This is a genomic window from Nocardia sp. NPDC003693 (assembly GCF_053981095.1).
In genome coordinates this window covers 37,195-46,206 of sequence record NZ_JBSFNO010000057.1, presented here as the reverse complement: position 1 = coordinate 46,206, position 9,012 = coordinate 37,195, and the positions used below count along the sequence as shown (strand labels likewise).

The 9,012-nt window shown below is 70.7% G+C and carries 7 protein-coding genes; 3 read left to right on the top strand and 4 right to left on the bottom strand.

The window, feature by feature from the left end; translation table 11 throughout:
- Nucleotides 1–149: 149 nt before the first annotated feature.
- The gene (locus ACWDOP_RS36430) at nucleotides 150–1,589 is read right to left on the bottom strand and encodes an aldehyde dehydrogenase (protein ID WP_456348714.1); all 1,440 of its coding nucleotides are present in this window, start codon (nucleotides 1,587–1,589) and stop codon (nucleotides 150–152) included.
- A gap of 325 nt (nucleotides 1,590–1,914) precedes the next feature.
- On the opposite strand from ACWDOP_RS36430, the gene ACWDOP_RS36425 reads away from it, so the two are divergent.
- The gene (locus ACWDOP_RS36425; protein ID WP_454204413.1) at nucleotides 1,915–2,118 is read left to right on the top strand and encodes a hypothetical protein; all 204 of its coding nucleotides are present in this window, start codon (nucleotides 1,915–1,917) and stop codon (nucleotides 2,116–2,118) included.
- 203 nt (nucleotides 2,119–2,321) lie between these two features.
- Nucleotides 2,322–2,624: a hypothetical protein gene (locus ACWDOP_RS36420; RefSeq protein WP_454204414.1), complete on the top strand. Its 303-nt coding sequence runs from the start codon at nucleotides 2,322–2,324 to the stop codon at nucleotides 2,622–2,624.
- On the opposite strand, the gene ACWDOP_RS36415 is transcribed toward ACWDOP_RS36420, so the two are convergent.
- Nucleotides 2,586–3,470: a methyltransferase domain-containing protein gene (locus ACWDOP_RS36415; protein ID WP_456348713.1), complete on the bottom strand. Its 885-nt coding sequence runs from the start codon at nucleotides 3,468–3,470 to the stop codon at nucleotides 2,586–2,588. The genes ACWDOP_RS36420 and ACWDOP_RS36415 overlap by 39 nt on opposite strands.
- A 451-nt stretch (nucleotides 3,471–3,921) precedes the next feature.
- Here ACWDOP_RS36415 and ACWDOP_RS36410 point away from each other — a divergent pair, with 451 nt between their 5' ends.
- A complete protein-coding gene (locus ACWDOP_RS36410) occupies nucleotides 3,922–5,100 on the top strand; it encodes a glycosyltransferase family 4 protein (RefSeq protein ID WP_456348712.1) in 1,179 nt (392 codons plus the stop codon).
- A 205-nt stretch (nucleotides 5,101–5,305) separates the two neighbouring features.
- Here ACWDOP_RS36410 and ACWDOP_RS36405 read toward each other — a convergent pair whose 3' ends face one another.
- Both ACWDOP_RS36405 and ACWDOP_RS36400 read right to left on the bottom strand, forming a co-directional pair.
- Nucleotides 5,306–7,480, bottom strand: coding sequence for a hypothetical protein (locus ACWDOP_RS36405; RefSeq protein ID WP_456348711.1), 2,175 nt, complete (start codon nucleotides 7,478–7,480; stop codon nucleotides 5,306–5,308).
- A 9-nt stretch (nucleotides 7,481–7,489) separates the two neighbouring features.
- A complete protein-coding gene (locus tag ACWDOP_RS36400) occupies nucleotides 7,490–8,704 on the bottom strand; it encodes a polysaccharide biosynthesis protein (RefSeq protein ID WP_456348715.1) in 1,215 nt (404 codons plus the stop codon).
- Between the last annotated feature and the right edge of the window lie 308 nt (nucleotides 8,705–9,012).

Below are 9,012 nucleotides of genomic sequence, written 5' to 3'. Positions count from 1 at the left end.
GGATGGTCGATCGAACCCATCGGCGTGGACTTGGTGACCTTGCCGCGAGACCCGCGGGTCGATCCACGGGTGGCCGGCCAGCACGTACTTCGGATGCGCGGTCAGGCCGAATTCGGTGCCGCCGGGGCCGTTTCATAGTGCCGTGGTCGTTAGGGCGTGTAGCCCATCGGCATCAGGACCGACTTCTGTTCGCAGTAGGCGTCCAGGCCCTCGGGGCCGTTCTCGCGGCCGATCCCAGAGGTCTTGTAGCCGCCGAAGGGGGAGCAGGGGTCGAAGGCGTACCAGTTGATGCCGTAGGTGCCGGTGCGGACCTGGGCGGCGACCTCGAGGCCGTGGTCGATGTCGGTGGTCCACACCGAGCCGGCGAGGCCGTAGTCGGAGTCGTTCGCGATGGCGATCGCCTCCTGCTCGGTGTCGTAGGGCAGCACCGACAGCACGGGGCCGAAGATCTCCTGCTGCGCGATCGTCATGGTGTTCTCGACGTCCGCGAAGATCGTCGGCTCGACGTACCAGCCGGGGAGGTCGGCGGGGCGGCCGCCGCCGGAGACCAGGCGGGCGCCCTCGTCCTTGCCCTTGGCGATGAAGCCCTCCACGCGGCCGCGCTGCGCCTCGGAGATCAGCGGGCCGAGCTGGGCCGCGGGATCGGTGGGCAGGCCCAGGGGGAACATGCGGGACGACTCGACCAGGGCGTCCAGGATCTCGTCGTAGCGGCTGCGCTGGGCGAGGATGCGAGTTTGGGCCACGCAGGCCTGGCCGCTGTTCATCAGACCCGCGAAGGCCAGCTGCGGCATCGCGCTGATGTCCATGTCGGGCAGCAGGATCGCGGCGGACTTGCCGCCGAGCTCGAGCGAACAGCGCTTGAGTTGACCGCCCGCGACACTGGCGATCTTGCGGCCGACCGCGGAGCTGCCGGTGAAGGTCACCTTGTCCACGGCGGGGTGCGAGACCAGGTACTCCGAGACCTCGGCGTCGGCGGGCAGCACCGAGAGCACGCCCTCGGGCAGCCCGGCCTCGGCGAAGATGTCGGCGAGCAGGTTCGCGGTGAGCGGGGTGAGCGGGGCGGGCTTGAGGACGACGGTGCACCCGGCGAGCAGGGCGGGCGCGAGCTTGTTCACGGCCAGGAACAGCGGCACGTTCCAGGCGATGATGGCGGCGACGACGCCGATCGGCTCGCGCGAGACCTTCGTGGTGCCGAACGCGCCGGTGCGGGACTCGGTCCAGGGGAACGCCTTGCCCAGCCCGGCGTAGTAGTCGAGGGTCGCCTTGGCGGGGAAGTTGTTGAGCGTGCTCGCCGACATGGGCGGCGCGCCGGTCTCGGCGGACAGGGCGGCGGTGAGCTCACCGGCCTTCTGGTCGAGCAGGGCCGAGACGCGCGCGAGCAGTTCGGCGCGTTCCTCGGGCGGGGTGCTGGGCCAGGGGCCGTGGTCGAAGGCGTGCCGGGCGGCGGCGACCGCGGCGTCGACGTCGGCGCGGGTGGGGTTGGGCACGCTGCCGACGGTTTCCAAGGTGGCGGGTGAGACGACCTGGACGGTCTCGGTGCCGGCGGGCGCGGTCCAGCGTCCGCCGATGAACAGGCTCGGGTACTCCATGAGAACACGTTACAGTTTTGCCCAGGGGGTTGTCCGGGGCATCGTCCGGACTACCGCCCAGCGGTCCCGGTGACCGGGACAATTCTGAAAGTCGACTTCTCGGTATTCAATTCGAGGCGACTCGTTCCGGCCGGGAACGTGGTTCGCAATTCGGTTTGCCTATGGGTGGCTTATGCTTCGCATGGCTTTCGTGCCGACGCCCATCTGGTCGGTTGCCAAAAATTAGCCCTTGCTATTTTTGAAGCTGTCTCCGTTCCTAGCTTTTCCAGGCTTTTCCAGTCCGTGACTGGCGACTGGTTCGTTACGCGAAAGGTAGGCGCACGGCATGAACGATGTGGATGTCACCCCCCTGATTCTCCCGGAGTTAGCGGACCTCGCTCCGATCTCGACGAGTACGCCGATGCAGCGGGCCGCGAATCAGTTGCAGAAGGTGCTGCCGCCGGGCTGGCAGGTCGAGGTGGTCGCGGCGCCGTCGCGGTCGGACCGGCGCGCGCAGCCGGCGCTGCGACTGATCGAGGCCGATCTCTAAGACTTCCGAAACATCGTCTCCGCAACCGCTTCCGCATCTTCGAGGCAACCTTCCAGCGACTCGAATTTCCGAAATCCTACCTGCCGGTTCGCTTTTCGCGGAACGCACTATTGCATTCCGCACGCGTAGCGAGCATGCTTTATAGCTATCTTGGATAGCTCGCTCGATACATGAATCAATACCGCGCAGGGGAGATTCGAGTCATGGCGGTGCAAGTGGTCGATCGTTCGCTGATGACCAGCGATCTCACGCCTCACCAGGCGAAAAGCGTCGGCGTAGGTGGTTGGGTGGTGTCATTCCTGCCCGGGCGCACGCTCACCACCGAGCAGGCCACCGCCGCGCTCCAGGCCGCGGAAGCGGTTGCCGCGGTGCATGCTCTGGCCGGACAGGTCGGGCTGACCGTGATGGAGACCATCGGGCTGGCAACCCAGGAGTCACCCTGGGGCGAACCCGACGGGCACGGCGGGCTACGCAGAATCTGGCGTCGCGGCCGATTGGAACGGTGAATCCCGCTCGCTCCGTGCGGTTTTCCCCCTCGATACGGTCTCGGCGCCCGCGTGCTTGGTGGCCACCACCACCAGATTGCTCACCAGCAGTTCCCGAATTACCGGGACGTGCACCAGCCACCAGGCCCATCTCGGGTGATACCGCGGGAACACCGCGAGCACTTCGACATCGTCCGGGGTGCGGTGCGCCCACCGCATACCCTCGCCCGCGCCGACGGCGAACAGGGACTTTCCGAAACGGTTCTTCGGTTCCCGCCCCTGTTTCCGCAGATATCTGCGCGCCGCGAACTCACCGCCCAGGTAATGCCACGGGCCGGTTTCGTGGCCGCCGAACGGGCCGAACCAGATGGTGTACGAAAAGATCATCAGCCCACCGGGTTTGATGACACGCAGCATTTCCTCGGCCATCGTCCACGGCTGCGGCACATGTTCGGCCACATTCGAGGAAATGCAGACATCGACGGCGTCATCGCGGAATGGCAGCGCCATCCCCGAGCCGCGCACCGCGCCCGCCACGCGCAATCCGGCCGCGTGCATTTCCGACGGGTCCGGTTCGACCGGCAGATACCGCGCGCCGGCGCGCCCGAACTCGTCCGCGAAATAACCGGGACCGCCGCCCACGTCGAGTACGACGGCGCCGCGCAGCGAATGCCCGGTCAGATCGCGGTAGAAATCGCTCACCAGCGCGGCCGTATCGACGGCGACGCCACCGTAGAACAGCGCCGGATCGGTCTGTTCGAATCGGAAACTCCCCAGCAGCCGCAGCGACCGGCGCAAGGTCGCCCGGCGAGCGAATCGCGGCCGCCGCCCACCCCACCGCAATCCGGTCTGCTCAGCACGAAGCACGGCGAGCAGTCTCGCACAACCGTCGTATGCGGCACCGCGCTACCTCCCGCTACCGGGGGACATGGGTATGCGGCGATGCTGCCGCGGCTTCCCTGCGGGCGTTGATCGGGACACGAGGAGCCGCCCCAACTGCGCAACACGGACGGCGGCGGAGCACCGCTCGGCGGCGAGTGCTTTCGCGCCGAATCGGGTCGGTGAGTTTGTCCCGGTGGTGCACACGCCCTACCTACCCGCCCGGGCGCCCGATAATCCGGAAGAATTCTCCGGCGACGCGAGATCGGCACATCAGCCTCTTTCGCGCAGTCGCGGGCGTATTCCGGGCGATCGCGAACGGGGAAATCCGCGCCCGGTAGCAGGTCAGGTGACCACTCATGGGTTGCGGAGGGCGCTCGCGCTATATGGTGGAGCCCGTTGTTCATCATCCTTTCGCCATGACTTTGGAGATCTGCCCGTGCGTGAAGTGCTGCTGCTCTGCTGGCGCGACACCGGGCATCCGCAGGGCGGAGGCAGTGAGCGCTATCTCGAGCAGGTCGGCGCGCAATTGGCCGCCCGGGGTGTCAAGGTGACCCTGCGGACGGCCGGATACCCCGGCGCGGCGCGTGCCGAGCGGGTGGACGGCATCGACATCAGTCGCGGTGGCGGGCGGTTCACGGTGTATCCGCGGGCGCTGGCGGCCATCGCGCTGGGCAGGCTCGGCATCGGGCCGCTGCGCGGCGTCCGGCCGGACGCGGTGATCGACACCCAGAACGGCATCCCCTTCTTCGCCCGGGCCGCATCGGCCGCGCCGACCGTGGTGCTGGTGCATCACGGGCATCGTGAGCAGTGGCCGGTGGCGGGCAAACTGGTCGGCCGGATCGGCTGGTGGATCGAATCGCGGCTGTCGCCGCGCGTGCACCGGGAGAACCAGTACCTGACGGTGTCGCTGCCGTCCGCGGAGGAACTGACCGCGCTGGGGGTGGAGGGCGCGCGCATCGCCGTCGTCCGCAACGGCGCCGAACCGGTGCCGGCCACGGTTCCGGCCGGTGACGACGCCACCCGGACCGCGCACCCGAGCATCGTGGTGCTGTCCCGGCTGGTGCCGCACAAGCAGATCGAGGACGCCATGGCGGCGGTCGCCGGGCTGCGGCATCGCATCCCGGACCTGCACCTGGACGTGATCGGCGGCGGCTGGTGGGCGGACAACCTGCGCACCCACGCCGACGAGCTCGGCATCGCCGACGCGGTGACCTTCCACGGGCACGTGGAGGAGGACCGCAAACACGAGCTGCTCGCCCGCGCCTGGGTGCACGTGCTGCCCTCGCGCAAGGAGGGCTGGGGTCTGGCCGTGATCGAGGCCGCCCAGCACGGCGTCCCCACCGTCGGCTACCGCAGCTCGCGCGGCCTGACCGACTCGATCGTGGACGGCGTGACCGGGATGCTGGTCGACGACGCCGCCCACCTCACCCTCGCGGTGGGCGATCTGCTCGATGATCACGAGGCGCGCACCGTCCTGGGCGAGAAGGCCCGCGCCCGCGCCCGCGAATTCTCCTGGGAGCAAACCGGAAACGGCGTCTACGAGGTCCTCTCGGCCGTGTCCCGAGGCAACCGCGTCTCCGGCCTGGTGGCAGGGTCTCCCCAGACCCAGCCCTGATCTCGCTTCGAAATCTCCACGCCCCCGCTCTGATTCACGACGGCCGGATCTGCCCGCTGGTGTTCGGCCCTGCGCTGTAGATGAGGGCGGGGACTCCATGCGCCGCCGTTCGACCGCTCGCAGATCAGTTGAGCGTCGCCGCTCGAAAGTCCTGTTCCGCAAAGAGCGGTGCGCTCGACGCCGTGTGCACCGATCCGGACGTTCCTCAGACCGGTTGCGGCGCGGCGGATCCCACGCGGCGTCGGAAGCGGACGCTACCCCACGCTGCCGTGAGCCCTGCGAGGAGCAGTGCGCCCCAGAGGAAGTGGGCCGCACCGGCGACGCGGCGCGCGCCCGTGGAAGCGTCGTGATCGGCGACCGCCCCCGGCACCCGGTACAGCTCCAGGTCCCGGTCCGAGTACACGGAATCCAGCTGGGCGAGCGTCGTTTTCGACTCGCCCATCGGCCCCGGCGTCCCCCGCTCGACCAGCACCCACCCCACTCCCAGCTCCGCCAGTCGCCCGGGTGACCCACCCGCCAGCAGCAACCGCTCGACCTCCCCGGCCCGCGCCCCCTCCCCGGAAACGGTGGCCCCCGCGACCGGCAACTCCCCGGTCTGCAGCACGTCCCGGGGCATCATCCGCGGCGCCGGGTCCAGCACCGGCGCCTTCCCCGAGTACCGGAACTTCCGGAACATCCCCCCGGGCAACACCGCGATGTCCCCGCCCCCGCCGACGGCCGCCGCGACCCGCTCCCACCCCATCGGATACCGAACCGGCCGCAGAGCGCCCCCAACACCCCAGGCCATGTCCGGCAGCGAAGCCAGGATCAACACGACGAAACCCGCCGCCACCCAACCGGTTACCCCGCGCTCCGGCCGAGTCCGGCCTTGGACGACAGGTTCAGCGGCCTCGGAGTCCACACCCGCTCTCGCCGAGATACCACCTTCGACGGAAGCTGCCCGGCCCACTGCTGCTCGTGAGCTCGCGGCTTGCGGCGGCCCGTCCGGAGAGACCGATGAACATGCAGTGGACCCCGATTCGGTTGGGCTGGCGGGCGAATTCGCCGCGCCGGCCGAAACGCGTTGTGCGCGGGCGGCGGAAATGCGGGCTGACAGTGCCTGGGTGCCCGCTGCCGCGCAGAGGGCGAAGGCGGGGGCGGCAAGGGCCACGTATTTCTGGGTGTCGCGTAGGAGGCCGGCTCCGGGGACGTGCTCGACCAGGAACTCGCCGACGGCCATGCCCCAGCCGGTCGCGCCGAGAGCGGGTAGGAGGATCGCGGCCGCGGCGACGAACAGGAGGGTGCGGCGGGTGTGGCGGACTGCCGCAGTGTTGTTCGCAGCTGTAGGGGATTCGGCGGGATCGGGCGGGGCGATCTCCTCGGGCCGATCGGCGACGGTCGACCCCGTGCTGTCCTTGCCGGCTGCCTCGGAGTTCGATGCGGTGGAACGCAATCCGGTCCGTGCGGTCGTCGTCCCGCCCGGCCACGCGTAGACGGCGCGGACGCCGGTCGCCACCAGGGTGAGCAGGATCGCCGTGCCGATCAGGGCGAAAAAGGTTGTGCGGGTGTCGGGTACGGCGGTGGCGTTCCAGATGCCGCCGAGGCCGGCGAGGCTGCCGAGGGTGCCCAGGAGGGGTTCGGCGCGGGCGGCGAAGGCGGCCACGCCCGCCGGGTCGGAGGGGGCGGAGCCCGCGCCGGAGAGGGCGGTGGCGGCCAGCCACGGCGCGCAGGACGCCAGCCAGAGTGCCGCCGTGGGAAGGAGATTGCGGCGGCCGACCAGGAGCAGGGCCAGGGCCCCGGCGAGGAGGGAACCGGTGGGGGTCAGGCCCGCGACGGCGAGCCAGCCGCCCAGGGCCGCCCAGGGGAGCCAGCCTGCAGGTGTGGCGGTGCGGCGGTTCGACCGCGCCGGTTCCGGTGCTGTGGCGGGGCCGCCCCAGGTGGCCCGTAACCGGGTGGCCACCAGGGCAATCCACGGCAGCGCGGCGTAGCCGGTGAGCAGACTCCAGTGACCCTGGAGCAGGCGTTCGGCCACGTAGGGATTCCAGATGGTGACGGTGACGGCCACGAGCTGGGGGCCGAGGGAGGCGTTCAGGAGGGTGCGGGCGAGCACGGCCGCACCCCAGCCCGCGGACCAGATCGCCGCCAGCAGAATGGCTTTCACCAGCAGGCCGCCGTCGACGACGGGGGAGAACACGGCGAGCAGCGCGTCCTGGGGGACGGCCCGGGGAGCCGCGTCGCCGAGGCCGAGGGCGGAATCGGTGAGGTAGGAGCGCGGGGTGCTCACCGCGTCGCGCAGCAGCAGGTATCCGGGACCGAGTAGCGGGCCCAGGACCAGCAGGGTGAGGGCGAGGCTGTACGCGGCCGTGATCGGGCCGGTTCGCCGGGGGTGTTCCGCGCTCACACCCGCACCCTATGCCCCGGTCGCCCCGAGGCCGGGGACGACGGGATCGTCGCCGGCCGGCTCGTGCACGGTGCGCAGGGCCAGCACGGTGATCACGAGGGTGGTGATCGCGGCGGTGGCGGCCGCGATGCCGATGAGGCTCGCCACCGAGTGCGCGCAGGTCCGCATGACCACCACGCCCACCGCGAGCCCGAGCCAGGTGATGGCCGCCGAGGCGGTGCGATCGGCGGCGATGGCCGACAGCAGCGCACCCTGCAGCACCGCGAGCAGCGCGCCCTGGAGCGCGAACAACCACAGCAGTCCCTGCACGGGCGCGTAGTCCTGGCCCGCGAACAGCGGGGCGAGGGGCGCGGCCACGGCGGCCCCGAGTACCGCGATCGTGCCGACCGCCGTGAGCACGGCCAGCGCCGAGCGCACAGCGCGCGCGGAATGCTGCGGTTGCGCCATTTTGGGGTAGAGAACCACCCCGACCGCCTGCGGCAGCCAGAAGGCGATCTTGGCGGCAATGGCGCCCAGCGCGTACCGCCCGGCATCCTCGTCGCTGAGCACCATGCGCGAGATCAGCAGATCCGCCGAGGAGAGCGCCATCAGCGCCGCCTGCACCTGGGCCGCCCGGAACACGGGCAGCACCGCGGCCAGGTCGGCGCCGCGCCGGGCGGGGCCGTCCGGACCCTCGGCGCCGCGCGCCCCGATCCGGCCGTACGCGCCGTTCGAGTCGACGATGTGCCGCGCCAGCAGCGCGGCGACCGTGGCCCCCGCCGTCGCGGCCCACAGCGTGGGCGCGATCCCGCCGCCGCTCGCGAGCACGATCAGCGCCGGCGCGGTCCGGATGACGCTGGCTCCGCCCAGCACCACGGCGAGGTCGCGGAACCGGCTCGAGCCCTGCAGGATCCCCTGCTCGCCCGACAGCAGCACCAGCACCGGCACGGTGCACAGCGCGGCCGCCGCGGCCACCCAGTCGACCTTCAGGGTGAGGCTGACGATCGGCACCAGCGGAACGGCGATGACCGCGACGATCCCGGCGCATTTGAGTGCGAGCGCCCGCGCGGTAGCGACGGAAGCCCCCCGCACGACCTCGCGGGCCACGACGTTCTGCAGTGCCAGCGCGGGCACCGCGCACAGCATCTGCACGGCGAGCAGACTCGCGAACGGGCTGTACCCGGCGACGCCGAGCCACCGGCTCGCGAGCAGCTGCAGCAGGTATCCCGCGACGTTCGCCGTCATGGCCCCGGCCGTCACCAGCGTGAGGTCCGCGACTACAGGCAGACGGCGTACAACGGACACGCCGCAATGCTCCCACCCGCCACTCCGTGCCGCCGCGCCGCACCCCCGTCGGTGAAAGTAATAGCTGACAGCTATTGATCGAGGCTCCAATCGCGTTCGGTGGCGGCCGGATTCGCGGGCATGCGGACACCCGGCCGTTGCCCTCGGCGCGCGGGTGACCCGGGTGCGTGCGCCGTACCGCGACCGTGCGTCGTTGCCCCCGCCGGCAACCCGAACGCACAGCGGCCCCGCACCGAAAGGTGCGGGGC

Excerpts from the sequence above, each read along its gene's own strand:
- ACWDOP_RS36430 (WP_456348714.1), bottom strand. The coding sequence starts at position 1,589 with ATGGAGTACCCGAGCCTGTTCATCGGCGGACGCTGGACCGCGCCCGCC.
- ACWDOP_RS36425 (WP_454204413.1), top strand. The coding sequence starts at position 1,915 with ATGAACGATGTGGATGTCACCCCCCTGATTCTCCCGGAGTTAGCGGAC.
- ACWDOP_RS36420 (WP_454204414.1), top strand. The coding sequence starts at position 2,322 with ATGGCGGTGCAAGTGGTCGATCGTTCGCTGATGACCAGCGATCTCACG.
- ACWDOP_RS36400 (WP_456348715.1), bottom strand. The coding sequence starts at position 8,704 with ATGACGGCGAACGTCGCGGGATACCTGCTGCAGCTGCTCGCGAGCCGG.